At 70.4% G+C, this 19068-nt stretch carries 16 protein-coding genes and 1 pseudogene; 6 read left to right on the top strand and 11 right to left on the bottom strand.

All coding sequences use genetic code 11. The features are described 5' to 3' along the window. Positions 1–30 precede the first annotated feature (30 nt). From KY500_RS10210 to KY500_RS10200, 3 genes and pseudogenes are all read right to left on the bottom strand, one after another. On the bottom strand, positions 31–2058 hold the full coding sequence (locus KY500_RS10210; protein ID WP_219900470.1) for a fructose-specific PTS transporter subunit EIIC: 2028 nt from the start codon (positions 2056–2058) through the stop codon (positions 31–33). After that, on the bottom strand, positions 2055–3026 hold the full coding sequence (locus tag KY500_RS10205; RefSeq protein ID WP_219900469.1) for a 1-phosphofructokinase family hexose kinase: 972 nt from the start codon (positions 3024–3026) through the stop codon (positions 2055–2057). The genes KY500_RS10210 and KY500_RS10205 overlap by 4 nt, the downstream gene beginning before the upstream one ends. After that, positions 3023–3810 (bottom strand): annotated as a pseudogene (locus tag KY500_RS10200) (DeoR/GlpR family DNA-binding transcription regulator). The gene KY500_RS10205 and the pseudogene KY500_RS10200 overlap by 4 nt, the downstream one beginning before the upstream one ends. Before the next feature lie 312 nt (positions 3811–4122). Between KY500_RS10200 and KY500_RS10195 the strand changes: the two are divergent. Further along, complete coding sequence (locus KY500_RS10195; protein ID WP_219900468.1) at positions 4123–4926, top strand: hypothetical protein; 804 nt, start codon at positions 4123–4125, stop codon at positions 4924–4926. A 20-nt stretch (positions 4927–4946) separates the two neighbouring features. Here the strand turns inward: KY500_RS10195 and KY500_RS10190 are convergent, their stop codons facing one another. Further along, positions 4947–5684 (bottom strand): SDR family oxidoreductase, encoded by a 738-nt coding sequence (locus tag KY500_RS10190; RefSeq protein WP_219900467.1) that lies wholly within the window; start codon positions 5682–5684, stop codon positions 4947–4949. A gap of 145 nt (positions 5685–5829) precedes the next feature. On the opposite strand from KY500_RS10190, the gene KY500_RS10185 reads away from it, so the two are divergent. From KY500_RS10185 to KY500_RS10170, 4 genes are all read left to right on the top strand, one after another. Beyond that, complete coding sequence (locus KY500_RS10185; protein ID WP_219900466.1) at positions 5830–6969, top strand: exonuclease SbcCD subunit D; 1140 nt, start codon at positions 5830–5832, stop codon at positions 6967–6969. After that, positions 6966–10001, top strand: coding sequence for an AAA family ATPase (locus KY500_RS10180; RefSeq protein WP_219900465.1), 3036 nt, complete (start codon positions 6966–6968; stop codon positions 9999–10001). Before KY500_RS10185 ends, KY500_RS10180 begins: the two co-directional genes overlap by 4 nt. Positions 10002–10076: 75 nt before the next feature. Next, positions 10077–11183, top strand: coding sequence for a S1C family serine protease (locus KY500_RS10175; RefSeq protein WP_255579157.1), 1107 nt, complete (start codon positions 10077–10079; stop codon positions 11181–11183). 24 nt (positions 11184–11207) lie between these two features. After that, positions 11208–11573 (top strand): DUF2834 domain-containing protein, encoded by a 366-nt coding sequence (locus tag KY500_RS10170; protein ID WP_219900464.1) that lies wholly within the window; start codon positions 11208–11210, stop codon positions 11571–11573. A 3-nt stretch (positions 11574–11576) separates the two neighbouring features. Here KY500_RS10170 and KY500_RS10165 read toward each other — a convergent pair whose 3' ends face one another. The 5 genes from KY500_RS10165 to KY500_RS10145 all read right to left on the bottom strand — a co-directional run bounded on the left by KY500_RS10165 (position 11577) and on the right by KY500_RS10145 (position 15075). Beyond that, entirely contained in the window at positions 11577–11975 is a 399-nt protein-coding gene (locus tag KY500_RS10165) for a hypothetical protein (protein WP_219900463.1), read from the bottom strand. A gap of 81 nt (positions 11976–12056) precedes the next feature. After that, positions 12057–12755, bottom strand: coding sequence for a Pr6Pr family membrane protein (locus KY500_RS10160; RefSeq protein WP_219900462.1), 699 nt, complete (start codon positions 12753–12755; stop codon positions 12057–12059). Between the two features lie 46 nt (positions 12756–12801). After that, positions 12802–13599, bottom strand: a complete 798-nt coding sequence (locus KY500_RS10155; RefSeq protein ID WP_219900461.1) for an amino acid ABC transporter ATP-binding protein — start codon at positions 13597–13599, stop codon at positions 12802–12804. Next, positions 13586–14230, bottom strand: a complete 645-nt coding sequence (locus KY500_RS10150; protein WP_066599842.1) for an amino acid ABC transporter permease — start codon at positions 14228–14230, stop codon at positions 13586–13588. The genes KY500_RS10155 and KY500_RS10150 overlap by 14 nt, the downstream gene beginning before the upstream one ends. 20 nt (positions 14231–14250) lie before the next feature. After that, positions 14251–15075: an amino acid ABC transporter substrate-binding protein gene (locus tag KY500_RS10145; protein WP_255579155.1), complete on the bottom strand. Its 825-nt coding sequence runs from the start codon at positions 15073–15075 to the stop codon at positions 14251–14253. 270 nt (positions 15076–15345) lie between these two features. Here KY500_RS10145 and KY500_RS10140 point away from each other — a divergent pair, with 270 nt between their 5' ends. Further along, positions 15346–16374 (top strand): ADP-ribosylglycohydrolase family protein, encoded by a 1029-nt coding sequence (locus KY500_RS10140; protein WP_219900459.1) that lies wholly within the window; start codon positions 15346–15348, stop codon positions 16372–16374. A gap of 23 nt (positions 16375–16397) precedes the next feature. Here KY500_RS10140 and KY500_RS10135 read toward each other — a convergent pair whose 3' ends face one another. Continuing rightward, positions 16398–18587: a DEAD/DEAH box helicase gene (locus KY500_RS10135; RefSeq protein ID WP_370626793.1), complete on the bottom strand. Its 2190-nt coding sequence runs from the start codon at positions 18585–18587 to the stop codon at positions 16398–16400. Continuing rightward, positions 18584–19063 (bottom strand): PPOX class F420-dependent oxidoreductase, encoded by a 480-nt coding sequence (locus KY500_RS10130; RefSeq protein WP_219900458.1) that lies wholly within the window; start codon positions 19061–19063, stop codon positions 18584–18586. The genes KY500_RS10135 and KY500_RS10130 overlap by 4 nt, the downstream gene beginning before the upstream one ends. Between the last annotated feature and the right edge of the window lie 5 nt (positions 19064–19068).

Below are 19068 nucleotides of genomic sequence, written 5' to 3'. Positions count from 1 at the left end.
GCTTTTAGGCGTTAATGGTGCCCCCTAATATTAGGCGTTCACCAGGGTGTTGTTCTGCTGGATGGACTCCGCAGTCGGGGCCTTTCGGACGTAGCGCTTGAGCGCGATTACCGCTAGGGCGGAGATGATCGTGCCGATCACGATGGCCAGAATGAAGCCCAAAACGTTCTCGATGGCGAAGAACACGAAGATTCCTCCGTGCGGCGCCTTCGAGGTGACACCCCAGGCCATGGTCAGCGCACCGGTGGTGGCCGCGCCGAGCATGCTGGCCGGGATCACGCGCAGCGGGTCAGCTGCGGCGAAGGGGATGGCGCCTTCGGAGATGAAGGACGCACCGAGCAGCCAGGCTGCCTTACCGTTCTCGCGTTCGACCGGGCTGAACAGCTTGCGGTCGAGCACGGTGGCCAGAGCCATCGCGAGCGGCGGAACCATGCCGGCGGCCATGACCGCGGCCATGATCTGCCACGGCGCCTGGTTGGCCAGGGTTGCTGCGCCGAGGCCGGCGACGGCGAAGGAGTAGGCGACCTTGTTGACCGGACCACCGAGGTCGAACGCCATCATGAGGCCCAGGATCAGGCCCAGGATGATGACCGACGCGCCGGTCATGCCGTTCAGCCAGTCGCTCAGCGCGGCGGTGAGCCAGGCGATCGGTCCACCGAGCACCAGGAACATCAGCCCGGAGGCGAAGATCGAGGCCAGCAGCGGGATGATCACAACGGGCATCAGGCTGCGCAGCCAGCTCGGCACCTTGAAGGAACCGATGTAGGCCGCAGCGACACCGGCGAGCAGACCGCCGACGATGCCGCCGAGGAATCCGGCACCCATGAAGCCGGAGACCGCACCGGCGACGAAGCCGGGAGCGATACCGGGGCGGTCGGCGATTCCGTAGGCGATGTAACCCGCCAGCGCCGGAACCAGGAAGCCCATCGACAGGGCGCCGATCTTGAACAGGACCGCGCCGAGGTAGATCAGCATGCCGCCCTCAGGCAGGTTCCACAGGCTGTTCTGGAGCACGACGGTGTCGGCGACCTCGGTGATCTTGTAGCCACCGAGCAGGAAGCCCAGGGCGATGAGCAGGCCTCCACCGGCGACGAACGGGATCATGTAGCTGACACCGGTGAGCAGGGCGCGCTTGACCTTCTGGCCCAGGTGCTCGTTCTCGCTGACCGAGTCGGATGCCGCGGCGCCGCCACCGCTGACGCGGCGGGCGCTGGGGTTGTCCACGGCCGCGAGGGCGTCCTGGATCATCTTCTTGGGCTCGTCGATGGCGCGCTTGACGGGCGACTGGATGACGGGCTTACCGGCGAACCGGCCCTTGTCACGCACGTCCACGTCGACCGCGAAGATCACGGCGTCGGCGGCGTCGATGACCGAGGCGGCCAGCGGGGTGGCACCGGCTGAGCCCTGGGTCTCGACCTGCAGGTCGATGCCCATCTCCTTGGCGGCTGCGACGAGCGCATCCGCTGCCATGTAGGTGTGCGCGATGCCGGTGGGGCAGGCGGTGACGGCCACGAGGCTGCGGGTGCCGGATGTGGCGGCGCCGGTGGTGCCGGTTCCGGTCGGTGCGGCGGCGGCCGGCGCGGAGTGGGATTCGGCGCCTGCGGTGACCGGCGCGACGATGTCGGTGACCAGGGTGACGATCTCTTCGGGGCTCTTCGCCGCGCGGAGGGCGGCGGTGAAGTCCGACTTCATCAGCGAGCGGGCCAGCTTCGAGAGGATCTTGAGGTGGTCCTGGTCGGCGCCTTCGGGGGCGGCGATCATGAAGATCAGGTCGGCGGGGCCGTCGGCGGAGCCGAAGTCGACCGGCTGGGACAGACGTGCGACGGCGAGCGTCGGCTCGGTCACCGCTGCGGACCGGCAGTGGGGGATCGCGAGACCGCCGGGGATGCCGGTGGAGGTCTTCGCCTCGCGAGCGAGGGCGTCTGCGTACAGGCCCTCGATCTCGGTGGCCCGTCCGGCGCCGGCCACGAGCTCGGCAAGGTGCCGGATCACGGTCGCCGGTGCGTCACCGAGGTTCTTGTCCAAAGCGACGAGCTCTGGGGTAATCAGTGCACTCACTGGTCATCCTCCTTTGGATGTGTAGCAAATGCCGTCACGGTGACGGCTGTGGGGTTGGTCTGGTTGAGGGCCGGCACGGTTGAGCCGGGCAGGGATGCGGCGGCCGCGCCGTGGGCGGCGGCCTGTCGCAGGCAGTCCGGAGCGGATGCCCCGGCCAGGTCGCTCAGCAGGAAACCTGCCAGCGAAGAATCTCCGGCGCCGACGGTGGAGACCGCGACGATCGGGGGCTGGGTGGCGAACCAGTAGCCGTCAGCGGTGACCAGCAGCGCGCCCTTGGCGCCGAGGGTGGCCAGCACTGCGCCGACTCCGGCAGCGATCAGGGTCTGGCTCGCACGGGCGGCCAGGTGCGGATCGGCCTCGAGGCTGTCCGGGTCGGAGAGGCCGGTGAGCTCGGCGAGTTCGTCGGCGTTGGGCTTGAGCAGGTCGGGACCGGCGGCGACGGCCGCGGCCAGGGGAGCGCCGGAGGAGTCGATGGCGACCTTGGGGGCGTTGGCGCCGAAGCGGGTCTTGAGCTCCCGGGTGAGGTCGGCGTAGAACGCGTCGGGCACTCCGGGTGGCAGCGATCCGGCCAGGACCAGCCAGGAGGCGCCCTCGGCCTTCTCGAGGACCAGTTCGATGAGCGCTTTCTGCTGGTCGAGAGTGAGTGCCGGGCCCGGCTCGTTCACCTTGGTGGTGGTGCCGTCGGGTTCGGTGATGGCGATGTTGCTGCGCAGGGTGGCGTTGATCGGCAGGCCGAGGTGGGGGATGCCCTGGGCGGCCAGTGCGATCAGCACCGGGTCTTCTGGGTCGCCGGGCAGGATCGCCAGGCTCTGAATGCCGGAGGCCTCGAGGGCCCGGCAGATGTTGACGCCCTTGCCACCGGGTTCCTGGTGTGCGTCAACGGCCCGCTGCACGTCGCCGCGGGCCAGGGGGCCGGCAAGCTCGATGGTGCGATCCAGGCTGGGGTTGGGGGTGAGTGTGACGATCATGCGATTACGACCTCGACATCCGCCGCGGCCAGGGCTGCGGCAAGTTTGGGGGAAGGGGAGCATCGGTGATGAGCGCGTCGATATCGCTCAGTGCAGCGAACCTGACCAGGGTTTCCTGGTCGAGCTTGGAGGAATCGGCGAGGGCGACGACGCGGCGGGCGGAGCGCACGATGGCGGTCTTCACGGCGGCCTCGACCGAGTCGGGGGTGCTGAAGCCGAAGTCGGCGGCTACACCGTTGGCGCCGACGAAGGCGATGTCGGGGCGCATGGCGTCGAGCTGCTGGGTGGTGCGGGTGCCCACGATGGCGCGGGTGAGGCCGCGCACCCGGCCGCCGAGGATCTGCAGCGAGATGGCTTCGTTGGCGGCGAGCTTGTAGGCGATGGGGAGCGCGTTGGTGATGACCAGGAGCTGGTCGCCGCCGTTCGCGGGGGTCCAGTCGAGCAGTCGGTCGGCCAGCAGCTCGGTGGTGGTGCCCGAGTCGAGGATGATCGACCCGGTGGTGCTCGCGGGGATCATGTCGAGGGCGGCGGCGGCGATGCGGGCCTTCTCGTCGTGGCGCTGGGTCTGGCGCTCTTCGAGGCTGGCCTCGGACATGCTCAGCCGGTCGATGGCGACGGCGCCGCCGTGCACCCGCCGCAGGTGCCGGCTTAGCTCGAGGACGGAGAGATCGCGGCGCACTGTCTCCGGCGTGATGTCGAAGCGGACGGCGAGTTCGTTGACGGTGACCCGACTCAAGCCGGACACCATCTCGGCGATCATCGACTGACGCTCTTCGGCGAACATCGGGCCTCCTCGACGGTGAGAACTCAGGTGCGCGCGGCCGGGGGGACCGCGCCAAAAGTTGTTATGCCTGACTTTAGACCCGTTTGTTTTTGAAAGTCAACCGAAACACAGACAAACAAAGATCTCTGGATGCGGGTCGACAGTTTCCGGGGCCTCTCCTGCATCGTTTCGGTGCGTTTCAGCTCGCATCTGGCACTGACTTCGGAACTTTGCAGGGTGTGACGGCCCCGCGACTGTGCTTTCTTCCGAAATGAACCTGGAACGTGTGGAGAACTTCGGCGGGAGGGCACTGATCTGAGGCACCCTCGACCGGTGACCGAACGCACACCACTCCCGAACGGCTGGGCGGACCGTGCCTTTCGGGTTGGGCTCTGCACGGCGCTCCTGGTGCGGATGCCTCCGGACGCTTTCTTCACCCACGGCACGGCCGCTCTCCTGCTCCGCCTGCCCGTGCCGTCCCGGTTTGCGCGAGTGCGTGCGGTTCATGTCGGCGTCCCTGCCCCGGCTCCGGCCATGGACAGGCGCGATGTCGTCGGCCACAGTCTGCGCATCGATCCGGACGATCTCGTCGACCGCGGTCCACTGCGTCTCACCGGTCCGGCGCGCACCTGGCTGGATCTCGCGGCGCTTCTCACCCTGGCGGAACTGGTGGCCGTCGGTGACCACCTGTTGTACTGGGAGTCTCCGGTTCTCACCCGGGGTGAGCTCGCCGACGCGCTGGCGCGTTACCCCGGCCGCAGGGGCCTGGCCCTGGCCCGGGCCGCCCTGCCGCTGCTGCGCACCCGCTCGGAGTCGCCGCGCGAGTCGGTGCTCCGCGTCATCATCGTGCTCGCCGGCCTGCCCGAACCCGAGTGCAACTACCGGGCGTTCGACCCCCAGGGCCGGTTCCTGGGCCGCGGTGACCTCGTTTATCCCGAGTACAAGCTGTTCCTCGAGTACCAGGGCGACCACCACCGCACCGATCGGGCGCAGTGGCGCTCCGACATCCGCCGCATCGGACGCCTCGAAGACAACGGCTGGCAGGTGCTGCAGTTCACCGACGACGACCTGCACGACCCGGCGGCCCTGGTGGCGCGCATCGCCCGTCGGTTGCGGGACCGCGGGTGGACCTCGTGACGGCGCTACCCGTGACGGCGCTACTCGTAGTGGGAGAGGCCGCTCAGCTCGCCGCCGTCGGTGAGGAATTCGGCACCGGTGGAGAAGCTCGACTCGTCGCTGGCCAGGAAGAGCACCAGGTTTGCCACCTCAACGGGCTGGCCCACCCGGTGCAGCGCCACGTGGTTCTGCGGCAGGTTCAGACCCTCGGTCATGGGGGTGGCGATGGCGCCAGGATGCACCGAGTTCACCCGCACGTTGTACTTGCCGAGATCCAGCGCCACGGCCTTGGTCAGCCCGCGCACCCCGTACTTGGCGGCGACGTAGCCGGGAAGGGCCTCGTAGCCCTGCAGCCCGGCGGTCGACGAGACATTGATGATCGACCCCGCCGGCGAGCGGATGATCGCCGGAACGGCGGCCTTGATGCCGAGGAACACCCCGGTGAGGTTGACCGCGATGATGCTGTTCCAGGATTCGAGGGTGTACTCCTCGATCGAGCCGAAGTTCACGATGCCGGCGTTGTTGACCAGCACGTCGAGACCGCCGAACTCGGACACCGCCGCCGCAACGGCGTTGTCCCAGTGCTGGGCGCGCGTGACATCGAGGTGCACGAACCGGCAGGCGTCGCCGAGCTCGGCGACGAGGGCCCCGCCCTCCTCGTCGAGCACGTCGCCCACGACCACCCGTGCGCCCTCCTCCACGAGGCGCCGGGTCATGGCGGCGCCGAGCCCGCGTGCTCCACCACTGATGAGTGCGACTTTCCCGCTGACACGCGCCATGGTGCTGCCTCCCTGTTCTCTCGGTCCTGTTCCTGTCGGTATTGTCCTGTTGCCGGGCAATGTACACGCGTGCCCGGCCACCCCGCCGTGCCGGACGGGCCGTGCCGGACGGCCCGTGTCGGTGGCCGGCGGTAGCGTGGACGACATGAAGATCCTGCACACGAGTGACTGGCACATCGGGCGCACCTTCCACACGCACCAGACCCTCGACCACCTGCGCGTCGTTCTCGACGCCCTCGTCGACATCGTGCGCGACAGGCACGTCGACGTGGTCGCGGTCGCCGGCGACATCTTCGACTCGGCGATGCCCTCGGCCGACAGCTACGCCCTGCTGGGCGGCACCCTGGCCAAGCTGCACGCGACCGGTGCTCGCGTCGTCATGACCAGCGGCAACCACGACTCCGCCACGCGCCTGGGCTTCCAGTCGGAGTGGACCGCGCTGGCCGGCATCCACGTGATCACCCGGTTCGACCAGTACCGCACGCCCGTCAGCATCGACGACGAGCACGGTCCGGTGCACTTCTACGGCATTCCGTTCCTCGAACCGGCGCTGGTGCGCCACCACTACCCCGACGAACTCCTCAAGACCCACGAGCAGGTGCTGGGGTTGGCCATGCGCCAGGTGCGCGCCGACCTGGCCGAACGGGGCGGCCGTTCCGTTGTGCTGTCGCACTGCTTCGCCGCCGGTGTGTCGGCCAGCGACGTGGAGCGCGACATCAGCGCCGGCGGCCTCGACCTGGTGCCGGCCGCGGTCTTCGACGGCCCCGACTACGTGGCACTCGGCCACATCCACGGCCGCGCCCGCATCACCGACCGGGTGCGCTATTCGGGCGCTCCGCTGCACTACTCCTTCGCCGAGGCCGACAAGCCCCGCGGCGGCTGGCTCGTCGACCTCGACGCGGCCGGCCTGGCCGAGGTGGAATGGGTGGACCTGCCGGTGCCCCGCCGCCTGAGAGTGCTCACCGGCGACCTCGAAGACCTTGTCACCGACGAGACCCTCGCCGCCTTCGAGCAGGACTGGGTCGCCGCGGTGCTCACCGACCGGGTGCGTCCCCTCGACGGCATGCGCACCCTGCAGAAGCGGTTCCCCTCCTGCGTCACGCTGGAGCACCGGCCCACGGTGCAGGTGACGGCGGATGCGTCCAGCTACGCCGCGCGTGTGCACCAGAAGAGCGACCGGGACATCGTGGACGGGTTCCTGGAGTTCGTTCGGAACGGGGTGGGCCTGACCGAGTTCGAGCACGACCTCGTCGCCGACGTGCTGGCCGAGGTGGCGTCGCCGTGAAGATCACCAGGCTGCGCCTGGCCGGGTTCGGGCCGTACAAGAACGAGCAACACGTGGACTTCACCACGTTCGACGCCGACGGCATCTTCCTCATCACCGGCAAGACCGGAGCGGGCAAATCGAGCATCCTCGACGCGATCTGCTTCGCCCTCTACGGGTCGGTGCCCCGCTTCGACGGCAGCGAACTGCGCCTGCGCAGCGACCACTGCGAGCCCGACGACCCGAGCTTCGTGGAGGTCGAGTTCACCCTCGGCGCCCAGACGTATCGGCTCTACCGCACCCCGGCCTACGACAAGCCCAAGAAGCGCGGCACGGGCACCACGCCGGCCAAACCTGAGGCCCGGCTCGAGCGGCTCGGCGCCGACGGCTGGGAGGGCCTGGCGGCCAAGCCCGTGGACGTCGCCCAGGAGCTCGACCTGATCCTGCCGCTTCGGAAAGACCAGTTCCTGCAAGTGATCCTGCTCGCGCAGAACCGGTTCCAGCGGTTCCTGCTGGCCAAGACCGACGACCGGCTGACGGTGCTCCGCACCCTGTTCGGCACGCTGCGGTTCCAACAGCTCGAGGCCGTGCTCATCTCGCGCCGCAAGGTACTCGACGACGACCTGGCCGCCGTGAACCGCGACATCGGCGCCCTCGTTGAGTCCGCGCTGCGCCAGCTCCACCGAGCGGAAGACCCTGCGGACGCCGACGATCCCGACACCGACGCCGCTGATCTATCCGGCCCCGATCGGCCCGACCTGGACTGGTTCGTGGCCGGACTGCACGCTGTGGAGACCCGCCTCGCCGCGGCGACCCGGCGGGCCCAGACCGCCGCCGCCGCGCTGGCGACAGCCACGATCGACTGCGCGGACGCCGAGGACCGACGCCGCCGCCAGGACCGCCGGGACGCCGCCGAGCGCACCCTGGCCGCCCTCGAGGAACGCGCCGGCGAGATCGCCGCCGTGCGCGAGACTCTGCGCCTGGCCGAGCGGGCCGCCCGCGTCTGGCCGCAGGTGCGCGCCCTCGCGGATGCGCGGGAGCAGGTCACCGCGGCCGACGGCATCGAGGCCACAGCACGGTCGGCCTGGCGACGACTGCTCGCGGATGCTGCTGGCGATGCGGATGCCGACACTGGTGGCGATGCCGCCGCTCTGACTCTGGTGATCGACGACAGGCTCCGCCAGCTCGGCGGCCTCGCCGACGTGCTCGCCGACGAGGTTCGGCTTCCGCAGCTCGAAGCGCAGATCAGCGCCCTCGAGCAGCAGGCGGCCGAGCAGTCCGAAGCCCTCGATCAGGCCCGGTTGTCACTCCTGGCCCTGCCGGAACGCATCGTGGCCGCCACCGACGCCCTCGCCGTGGCCAGTCTCGGCGGCGCGCAGGTCTCCAGCGCCGAGGCCGCCGTGGCGCGGGCGACGGAAGCCTTCGCAGCGGCCGAGGACATGCAGAGGCTCGACACCGAGCTCGTGGGTGTGCACCGGGCCGAGCGTGAGGCCGTGGCCGCGAACACGGCCGCCGCCCAGGCCTACCAGGATCTCGTCGACCGCCGGCTGGGCGGCTTTGCCGTCGAGCTGGCCGCCGGACTCGTCGACGGCGAACCGTGCACGGTCTGCGGGTCGACGGAACACCCCGCGCCCAAGCCGCAGGAGACCGAGCCTGTCACCGAGGCCGACCTGGCCGCAGCCCGGCGCCTGATGACTCAGCGCCAGGCTGCTGTCGACGACGCCCGCGCGGCCTCCCAGGCCGTGGCGACCCTGCTCACCGAGGCAGAGACGCGCGCCGGAACCCGCGACTCCGACGACCTCGACGGCGCTCTCCGCACCGCACGGGAGACCCTGGCCACGGCCGCCGGCCACCGCGAGCGCATTCCCGGACTCGAGGCCGAACTCGCCCGGCTCCGCGCCGCCCAAGACCAGGCCCAGTCCGCCCTGGCCCCGTTGCAGTTGGCGCGAGACGAGACCACGGTGCACCTGGCCGGGCAGCGCAGCGAGCGGGACAGCCTGGCCGCCCGGGTGCGCCTGCACCGGGCCGGTTTCGACAGCGTCACCGACCGGTCCGCCCGGCTGCAGGTCGAACTCGACGCCGCCCGGGCACTGGCCGACGCTCTGGCCGCCGCCGGCACCGCCCGCGGCGCCGAACGAGCCGCCACCGACGCCCTGGGCCGCCAGCTCGGCGAGGAGGGCTTCACCGATGAGGCCGAGGCCGTGGCCGCGCGCCTGGCACCCGCAGCGGTCGAGCGGCACGAGCGCAGCATCCGGGCCTACGACGACGAGCTCGCCGCCACCCGCGGTGTGCTCGCCGAACCCGATCTCGCCGGGCTGCCGGAGGACCCCATCGACCTGGAGCCGTTGCGGAACGTCCGGGACGCAGCCGCCGCCCGACGCGACGAGGCCCTGACCCGGCGCGAGTCGCTGCGGGAGCGTCGCTCGTCGCTCACCGTTCTGGTGGCGGATGCGCGCGCCCGTTTGGAGAGGGCCGCCGACCTGCTGGCCACGCAGGCGCAGGTGCGCCAGCTCGCCGCCGTGGTGCACGGCGACGACCCCAACACCAAGCGCATGAAGCTCGAGACCTACGTGCTCGCGGCCCAGCTCGAAGAGATCATCGCGGCCGCCAACAATCGGCTGCGCACCATGACCGGCGGCCGCTACGCCCTCGAGCACGACGACGCCCTGCAGTACCGCGGCAGCCAGGCCGGGCTGGGCCTGGCGATCCGCGACGAACACACCGGACGTGCGCGGGCCACACACTCCCTGTCCGGCGGCGAGACCTTCCTGGCCTCGCTCGCCCTGGCCCTCGGACTGGCCGAGGTGGTCTCCAACCAGGCCGGCGGCATCACCCTGGACACCCTCTTCGTGGACGAGGGATTCGGCTCCCTCGACGCCGAAACGCTCGAGACGGCCATGAGTACCCTCGACAGCCTGCGTGCCGGCGGGCGCACCATCGGCCTGATCAGCCACGTCGAGTCGATGAAGGAGCAGATCCCGGCGAAGCTGCAGATCCGGGTGACGCCCCAGGGCTACAGCGAGATCGACAGGACCTCCGTGGCTGTGTCATAGCTCCTCCATAGCTTCGACGGCTTGTCTGAGTCCAGACGCGAACGGTTCCCGGTCGCCCCAGGAAAGGACACAGTCATGAGCCAGCCCGGCACGGCACCCGAGAACCACGCGGCACCTGAGACCCATCCGGCAATCGAGACCCACCCGGCACCCGAGCCCTCCCACCGCGCGCGCTGGCGCACCGGCGACATCGTCGCCATGGGCCTGGCGGCGGCGCTCGTAGTGGGTGCCACCGGAACCGGCCTGTACTCGGCCGCCCGCGCGATCGAGCGAACCGCCGCAGCGGCCGAGACGACCAGCCGGTCGGAGAGCACCGCCACCACCCCGGACCCCACTACCCAGGACCCCGCCACCCAGATATACGGCGGCCAGGGGTACGGCGCCCAGGGCTCCGGTGGCCCGTCGGTCCGCTCCGGCGGGGGAGGGTCCACCACTCTGGACACCACCACGGCCACGACCGCGCAGTCCGTGGGTGTCGTCGTCATCGACACCGTGCTCGGCTACGAGAGCTCCGAGGCCGCAGGCACGGGGCTCATCCTCACCTCGGACGGCCGCATCCTCACCAACAACCACGTCGTGGAGGGCGCCACCAGCATCACCGTCACCGTGGTCTCCACGGGCACCGAATACACCGCGGAGGTCGTCGGCACCGACGCCACCGAAGACATCGCCGTGCTCGAACTCGTCGACGCGAGCGGCCTCGCCACGGCCGATCTCGATACCTCCGGCGACGTCGCCGTCGGCGACGCGGTCACGGGCGTGGGCAACGCCGGCGGCACCGGAACCCTCACGGCCGCCCCGGGAACCGTGCTCAGCCTTGAGCAGTCCATCACCGCACAGGACTCCGACGGCACGAACTCCGACGGCACGAACGCCGAAGACCTCACCGGCCTCATCGAGGTGGATGCCGACATCGAGTCGGGTGAGTCCGGCGGGCCGCTCTATGACGCCGACGGCGAGGTGGTCGGCATCGACACCGCCGCCTCCTCGGGCAGCACCACCATCACCGGCTACGCCATCCCGATCGAGGACGCCCTCGAGATCGTGGACGCCATCGACGCCGCGGCGGCCGGCGGGGTCAACACCGACACCCCGGGCGCGACCGTGACCATCGACTGGGTGGATGTCTCGGGCGCGACGCACAGCGCCGCCGCCACGCTCATCGACGGCCCGGCGGTCTGACCCAGATCACGGCACACTGTGTTCATGACCAGCCCACACTCAGAGCCCACCGTCCGACCAGCCGGCGCGGGCTGGACCACCCTCGTCTTCGTCTACCTGGCACTGGCCGTCGTGGGCCTGATCGGCACCTGGACCTGGAACATCCAGGCGATCGCCGAGGCCAGCGACTTCATCGGCGACTGGACCATGAGCGGACCGGCCGTTTCGTCGCTGACCACCGATCTGCTGGTCACGGCCATCGCCGGCAGCATCCTGATCATCGTCGAGGCGCGCCGCCTGGGCATGCGGGCAGGCTGGGCCTACGTCGTGCTCGGCCTGGTGACGGCGTTCGCCTTCGTCTTCCCGCTGTTCCTCGCATTGAGGGAACGCCGGCTGGTGCTCAGCCGGTAGCCCTCAGCTCACATCTCCCGCCGCGAAACCGGCGTCGTCGCCCGCGAAACGCTCGCGGAGGGCAAGGAAATGGGTCACCGTGAGTCCGTTCCGCAACAGGTACGGCTCTACGCCGCCGAGTGCGGCGACATCGGCCAGGGCCTGGCGGAGCGCAGCCGGATGCGGTTCGGCGGTGAGCGCCGCCGCCACGGCCTCGTCGTCGGGTACGCCGGCGGCGAGGAAGGCCAGGGCGAGCACCAGAGAAGTGTGGTGCTCGGCACCGGGGCCGTGCACGACGAGCGGGCCTTCGCCGGCGGCTATCACCGCGACGGCTCCGGCGAGCAGGTGGCCGTTGTGGGCGATGAGGTCGGCGTAGGCGCCGTCGGCGCCGATGTGGCCGGAGTCTGTGACTGGACTGGTCATGATGCCCTCCCGAAGTTCACGAACGTGCGAATCGGGACAGTCTGCCCCAACGGGGTGAACGGGAGGTGAAGACCGAGCGGATCAGGCCAGGTCGGGGGCCAACCGGGTGCCCTCGCGGCGTCCCAGCCGGCTCAAGCCGATCGCGCCGGCCGAGATGCCGATGATGACGGCTGCGATCACCAGGATGTAAAGCAGCACCGACGACCAGCCGCCGGGTTCGCCGGGGTTGAGGAACGGGTAGGTCCACCAGTCGGTGAAGGCGCCGCGCAGCAGCGCGTAGGCCAGCCAGGCGAGCGGGTAGATGAGCGCGAACCAGATGCGCTTCCAGGCCAGGGCCGGGCGCCCGGGAGCCAACAGCCAGTCCAGCAGGATCAGGGCGGGCGCCCAGACATGTAGCACCTCGTTGGGCCAGCTGATTCCCACGTAGCTGCCGTCCGCCGGCAGGTTGCGCAGCAACAGGTTGTAGACGACGCCGGTGATCACGGCGTAGCTGAGCGTCGACATCCGCACCCGTGCCAGCAGTTCGGGCTCGGCGGCCAGGCGGAGGGCGAGCACGCCGCCGACCGCGAGGACGACCACGTTCATCAGGCTGGACTGGATGGTGAAGTAGCCGAAGTAGGCGGCCGGGTCGAAGGCGTCGTGCAGGAGCTCGTCGCTGATCTGGGTGACGATCGCCGCGAGCACCACCAGAGCCAGGATGATCCGCAGTAGTCCGACGGTGCGTCGTGTGGGTGTCGGGCGGCGGTCGATCGGGGCCTCGGCGAGGGCTGCAGAACTCATCTGTTCAGGTTAGGGCACCGACCCAGCCGCCCCCGGCTGGACGGGGCTAGAACGGGAACAACAGCCGGTGCAGGAACTGGCGGGTGCGTTCGTGCTGCGGGTTGCGCAGCATCTGGCGCGGGTCGCCGTGTTCCACGATGGTGCCGCCGTCGACGAAGGCGACTTCGCTGGCCACCTCCCGGGCGAATTCGAGTTCGTGGGTCACGATGACCATGGTCCAGCCCTCGGCGGCCAGCTCCTTGATCAGGCGCAGGACGTCACCCACGAGCTCGGGGTCCAGGGCGCTGGTGGGTTCGTCGAAGAGCAGCAGGGCCGGGCGCAGCGCCAGGGCCCGAACGATGCCGACCCGCTGCTGCTGGCCACCGGAGAGCTCGAACGGGTAGCTGTCGCGCTTGTCGATCAGGCCCACCCGGGTGAGCAGCTGGAGGGCTTCGGCCTCGACCTCGGCGCGCGGGCGCCGCTGCACGATGACGGGACCCTCCATCACGTTCTCCAGCACGGTCTTGTGCGGGAACAGGTTGTAGTGCTGGAAGACCATGGCCGACTGGTCGCGCAGGGCGCCGAGAGCCTTCCGGGGCACGGGCTTGCCCGCGGCGGTCGCCGCGTCGAAGTCGATGGCCGTGGCCGCCGCATCCGCCCCGGCGATCTCGATGCGGCCGCCGTCGGCGACCTCGAGCCCGTTCAAGCAGCGCAGCACCGTGGTCTTGCCCGAACCGGACGGCCCGATCAGGGCAAGCACCTGGCCCCGGGCCACCGTGAGGTCGATCGAGGTGAGCACCCGGTTGGCGCCGAAGCTCTTCTGCAGGCCGCGGACGGTCAGGAGATTCTGGTCAGTGGGCGACATAGCGGTCCAATCGCTTCTCGAGCACGCCCTGGCCACTGGAGAGCACCAGGCAGATCACCCAGTAGAGCAGCGCGGCCTCCAGGTACAGGGCCATGAATTGCTGGCTGAACGCGGCCACCTGCTGCGCCTCACGGAACAGCTCGGTGACCAGGATCAGAGAGGCCAGGGAGGTGTCCTTGACCAGGCTGATGAAGGTGTTCGACAGGGGAGGCACCGACACCCGGGCCGCCTGCGGCAGGATGATCCGGGTGAGGGCGCGCCGGTGCGACATGCCGATCATGTACGCCGCCTCCCACTGCCCCTTGGGCACCGAGAGGATCGCGGCGCGGATGACCTCGGCCGCGTAACCGCCCACGTTGATCGAGAACGCCACGATGGCGCTGGGCCACGGGTCGATCACGATGCCGAGGGACGGCAGTCCGTAGAAGATCACGAACAGCTGCACGAGCAGCGGCGTGCCGCGCACCACCGAGATGTAGACGCGGGCGATCGACGAGAGCCAGCGCCGGCGTGACAGACGCATCAGCGCCAGCCCGAGGGCGAGTACCAACCCGATCGCAAACGACGACAGCGCCAGCGGGATGGTTCCCGTGATGGCACCGTGGAGCAACGGCCACAGCGAATCGAGCATCAACTGCCAGGTGGACTGGCTCACTTCGAGACGTCGGCCCCGAAGTAGGTGTCCGAGATCGCGGCCAGGGTGCCGTCGGCACTCAGGGTGGCGAGAGCATCCGTCACGGCGTCGGCCAGGGCCGTGCCGCCCTGGGCGAAGGCGAAGGCGCTCTCCGACCGGTCGGTGGTCTCGGCGGCGATCTTGAGGCCGGATGCGCCGGTCTGCTTCTTGTAGTCGAGGTAGGTGAGCTTGTCGTTCACGGTGGCGTCCACCCGGCCCTGCTCGACAAGAGCGACCGACTGCGCCCAGCCCTCCACCGACTGCACGGTGGCGCCGCTCTCGGTGGCCAGGGTGTACCAGTTGCTGGTGAGCGACTGGGCCGTGGTCTTGCCGTTCAGGCTGTCGAAGGAGGTGATCGAGGTGTTGTCGGACGGCACCACGATGACGCCGGTGGAGTAGGTGTACGGCGCGGAGAAGGTGTAGGCCGCCTCACGCTCGGGGGTGATCGAGACCTGGTTGGCGATGGTGTCGAACCGGCCGGCCTCGAGGCCGGCGAAAATGGCGTCCCACTGGGTCTCTTCGAACTTCGCTTTGACGCCCAGCTGGTCGGCGACGGCCGTGGCCACCTCGACGTCGTACCCGGTGAGGTCGCCGGAGCCGTCGGCGTGGAAAGAAAACGGCCGGTAGGTGCCCTCGGTGCCGATCGTGAGCGTGCCGGACTCGAGAACCGAACTGAGCGAGTCGTCCGTGCCGGTCGTGGAGCCGGAGGCGCCGCCGGAGTCACCCGCTGAGGCGCTGCAGCCGGCCAGGGCTACCGCTGCGGCGAGGGTGAGGACGGTGGCGGAGACGAGGTGGCGCTTCATGTGAATGTTCATCCAATTGCTGATCGCTGGCTTGTGGCCTGCTGGTGGCGGTGGTGCTGGTGCTGGTGCTGGCTCTGGTCGAGGTGCCGCTTCCGGCGCTGTTCTGGCCGGAAAGGCATACGTCGAGGTTAACAAGTCCGGCGGCCCCGGTGATATTCCGATGTCGCCGCATGACAGCCGTGGCCCCCGTTCTGGCGCAGGCGGGCACCTGTCGGGGGAACGGCTTTGGGCATATGCTGCCGCGGTCGCACTCAACCCGAAGGAGTACGCATGAAACTGTCGATCCCCCAACACGATCGTTCGTCAGCGGTCTTGCTCGGCATGGCCTGCGGCGATGCCCTGGGCGCCGGGTACGACTTCGCCGGGCCACTGGCTCCCACCGTTGCGGTGGGAATGCGCGGCGGCGGTGGCGCGCACTGGGCGCGCGGGGAGTGGACCGACTACACCGCCTTAGCGGTCCCCGTGGCGCGGGCCGCGGCCGACGGCCTCGACCTGCGTGACGAGGCCACCCTCGATCTCATCGTGGCCGAGTGGGTGGACTGGTCCACGACGGCCCCGTTCGCCGGCATCCAGTTGGCGGCCGCCCTGTCCGCCGAATCAGGGCGCCCGGACTCGGGGCGCCGGAACTCGGAGCCGACCGCCGAGGCGGTGCGCCGGGCCGCCCGCGACCAGCACGACCGCATCGGCCGCAGCGCCGGGAACGGGTGCCTGCTGCGTACCGCGCCGGTGGCTCTGGCCTATCTGCACGACCCCGACGCCCTCGCCGACGCCGCTCGCGGGCTGAGCGAACTCACCCACTGCGAGACGGATGCCGGGGACGCCTGCGTGCTCTGGGGCCTCGCGATCCGCCACGCCGTCCTGGAGGGCGAACTCGACCTGCGCGTGGGGCTTGGCACGCTCTCGCCGGGCCGGCGGGAGCTCTGGGCGGCACGGATCGGACACGCCGAACGCCGCGAGCCGCGCGACTTCACCCGTAACGGCTGGGTGGTGCAGGCGCTGCAGGGCGCCTGGTCGGCCATCGTGCGAACCGATTCCTCGGATGCCGGCCACTATCGCCAGGGCGTCGAGGCCGCGGTGCGCGGAGGCGGCAACACCGACGCCGTGGCGGGCATCGCCGGCGCCCTGCTGGCGGCCCGGTGGGGCATGGCGGCGGTGCCGAGCGAGTGGCGCCGCCTGGTGCAGGGCTGGCCGGGGCTGCGCGGGGCCGACCTCGTGCGGCTGTCGGTGCTCGCCGCGCACGGCCACGACACCAACGACGCGGGCGAACGGGAGAGCTTTCGGCTCCACGTCGTGAGGTGAGGCGCCTGTGCGTCTCACCTGCCTTACGACCGCAGTGCCAGCGTGAACGGGAGCACGGCGGGTGCCCCAGCGCGCCGCAGCAGCCGCCCGGCCACCGTGAGGGTCCAACGGCTGTCGGCGAGGTCGTCGACCAGCAGCACCGGACCGGTGGCCACGGCGAGTCTCGCGGCGAGCTCTGCGCCCACCTCGAAGCCGCCCCAGACGCTGGAGAGCCGGTAGGCGCTGTTGCCGCCCGAGTCGCCCGTCGGTCCCGTCCCGACCAGGTCCAGGGAGCCCAGGAGGGGCAGCCGGCCCACCCGGCTGATTTCGGCGGCCACCGAGGCCACGAGCTGCGGATGCGAACGCGACGGCATGGCCACCACGCCCACGGGCCGCTCGGCCCAGCCCCATTCGGCGAGGACCCGTACGCAGGCAGCCGTGAGCGCCGCCGAGGCGGGCGCATCAGGGGTGCCGGGCGCGAACACGTCGCGCAGGGTGTTGCCCCAGCCCAGGTCGGTGAGCCGGGCGAGCGAACGACCGCCGAGGATCCGGTCTCCAGGGTCGATGCGACCCTTGGCACTCACGCCCAGCCGGTCGGCTCCCGTGGGCCACTGGGCGCGGGGGTCGAGAGCCACGCCCACCCGGTCGAGCGCCGACCCGGCGGTGTTCGCGGCCGAGGCCGACACATCGGTGGGATACCAGGGCGCTGTGCAGTTGTCGCAGCGGCCGCAGGGCACGGCGGTGTCGTCGTCGAGGGCGCGCTGCAGGAATTCCATGCGGCAACCGGTGATGCGTTCGTAGTCGAGCATGGCGTTCTGCTCGGCACGGCGGGCCGCGCCGATGCGTTCGTACCGGTCCCGGTCGTAGACCCATGGTTGCCCGGTGGCCACCCAGCCGCCGCTGACCCGGCGCACGGCGCCGTCCACGTCGAGAACCTTGAGCAGCAGCTCCAGCGGGGAGCGGCGCAGGTCTACCCGGGCCTCGAGGGCCGGGGTCGACAGTGGGGCGCCGCCGTGGGCGTGCAGCGCGGCCAGGACGGCCTCGGCCTTGTTCTGGCTGGGCATCGACGACGTCGCGAAGTACTGCCAGATCGCCTCGTCCTCCACCCCGGGTAAGAGCAGCACGTCGGCGTTCTCGGTGGCGCGGCCGGCGCGACCCACCTGCTGGTAGTAGGCGACGGGGGAGCTGGGGGCGCCCAGGTGCAGCACGAAGCCCAGGTCGGGCTTGTCGAATCCCATGCCCAGTGCGCTCGTGGCCACGAGGGCCTTCACCTGGTTGGCCTTGAGCAGCCCCTCGGACTCCTCGCGTTCGGTGGTGTCGGTCTGGCCGGTGTAGGCCCGTACGGCGTGCCCGGCCTCCCGCAGCAGCCGGGCGGTGTCTTCGGCGGCGGAGACCGTGAGGGTGTAGATGATGCCGCTGCCGGGTAGCTCGGCCAGGTGGCTGAGCAGCCAGGCCAGCCGGGCCCGGGAGTCGGGCAGCCGCAGCACGCCGAGGCGCAGCGACGCGCGGGCGAGCGGGCCGCGGATGGTGACGACGTCGGTCTTTTCGCTGGTCGAGCCTGTCGCTTGGGTCGAGCTTGTCGAGACCAGCTGCTCTGCCACATCCGTCACCACCCGGCTGTTGGCTGTGGCCGTGGTGGCGAGCACCGGAACCCCGGCCGGCATGGCCGCAATGAGGTCGCGCAGCCGCCGGTAGTCGGGCCGGAAGTCGTGGCCCCAGTCGGAGATACAGTGTGCCTCGTCGACCACGAGCAGGCCGGCCCGCTCGAGCAGCGCCGGCAGTTGCTCGTCGCGGAAGGACGGGTTGTTCAGTCTCTCGGGAGAGACCAGCAGTACATCGACCTCGTCGGCGCGAAGCGCGGCGAGCACGTCGGTCCACTCGTGTGCGTTGGCGGAATTGATCGACACGGCGCGCACGCCGGCCCGGGCGGCGGCGGCCACCTGATCGCGCATGAGGGCCAGCAGTGGCGACACCAAGATGGTGGGACCGGCGCCCTGACGGCGAAGCAGCAGGGTGGCTACGAAGTAGACCGCCGACTTGCCCCAACCGGTGCGCTGCACCACGAGGGCGCGGCGCCGGTGGTCGACGAGCGTTTCGATGGCCTCGTACTGGCCCTCGTGGAAGTCGGCATCCGGCCGGCCGACGAGGGTGCGCAGGATCTCGAGGGCGGCGGTCCTGGTCGCCGTCACGGAGCTGCTGGTCACGGAGCTGCCGGTCACAGTGCCGTCAGTCACAGCGCGTCGAGCCGGGCTGCGACGTCGGCCGGGAAGCCTCCGGAGGAGACCGGGCTCCACCTGGTGGGCGTGATGCGGATGAGCGATTTGTTCTGCAGCATCATGGCCTCCCGGTACTCGTCCCAGTTCGGGTGCTCGCCGGCGATGCAGCGGAAGTAGTCGACCAGGCCGTCGCCGGCCTCGGGCATGTGGAGGATCTCGGCCGTGCCGTCCACCTGCACCCAGGCGCCGTCCCACTCGTCCGAGAGCACCAGCACCGAGGTCTGCGGGTCACGTTCGGCGTTGCGGGTCTTCGCTCGCGACGGATACGAGGAGATCACGATGCGGCCCTCGTCGTCGACCCCGCCGGAGACCGGCGACATTTGCGGCCGGCCGTCGCTGCGGGTGGTGGCCAGGAGCATCCGGTGCCGGGGGCGCACGAACGCGAGCATCTCGGACAGGGGGACGGTGGTGGAGGTCGCGATATTTCTGGCCATGCCCT

The organism is Cryobacterium sp. PAMC25264 (genome assembly GCF_019443325.1).
Classification (GTDB): domain Bacteria; phylum Actinomycetota; class Actinomycetes; order Actinomycetales; family Microbacteriaceae; genus Cryobacterium.
This window is presented reverse-complemented; position numbering and strand designations above follow the sequence as displayed.

Bases quoted from the DNA above. Each gene is read 5' to 3' on its own strand.
- KY500_RS10205 (WP_219900469.1), bottom strand. From the start codon at position 3,026: ATGATCGTCACACTCACCCCCAACCCCAGCCTGGATCGCACCATCGAG.
- KY500_RS10190 (WP_219900467.1), bottom strand. From the start codon at position 5,684: ATGGCGCGTGTCAGCGGGAAAGTCGCACTCATCAGTGGTGGAGCACGC.
- KY500_RS10185 (WP_219900466.1), top strand. From the start codon at position 5,830: ATGAAGATCCTGCACACGAGTGACTGGCACATCGGGCGCACCTTCCAC.
- KY500_RS10175 (WP_255579157.1), top strand. From the start codon at position 10,077: ATGAGCCAGCCCGGCACGGCACCCGAGAACCACGCGGCACCTGAGACC.
- KY500_RS10170 (WP_219900464.1), top strand. From the start codon at position 11,208: ATGACCAGCCCACACTCAGAGCCCACCGTCCGACCAGCCGGCGCGGGC.
- KY500_RS10165 (WP_219900463.1), bottom strand. From the start codon at position 11,975: ATGACCAGTCCAGTCACAGACTCCGGCCACATCGGCGCCGACGGCGCC.
- KY500_RS10160 (WP_219900462.1), bottom strand. From the start codon at position 12,755: ATGAGTTCTGCAGCCCTCGCCGAGGCCCCGATCGACCGCCGCCCGACA.
- KY500_RS10155 (WP_219900461.1), bottom strand. From the start codon at position 13,599: ATGTCGCCCACTGACCAGAATCTCCTGACCGTCCGCGGCCTGCAGAAG.
- KY500_RS10150 (WP_066599842.1), bottom strand. From the start codon at position 14,230: ATGCTCGATTCGCTGTGGCCGTTGCTCCACGGTGCCATCACGGGAACC.
- KY500_RS10145 (WP_255579155.1), bottom strand. From the start codon at position 15,075: ATGAAGCGCCACCTCGTCTCCGCCACCGTCCTCACCCTCGCCGCAGCG.
- KY500_RS10140 (WP_219900459.1), top strand. From the start codon at position 15,346: ATGAAACTGTCGATCCCCCAACACGATCGTTCGTCAGCGGTCTTGCTC.
- KY500_RS10130 (WP_219900458.1), bottom strand. From the start codon at position 19,063: ATGGCCAGAAATATCGCGACCTCCACCACCGTCCCCCTGTCCGAGATG.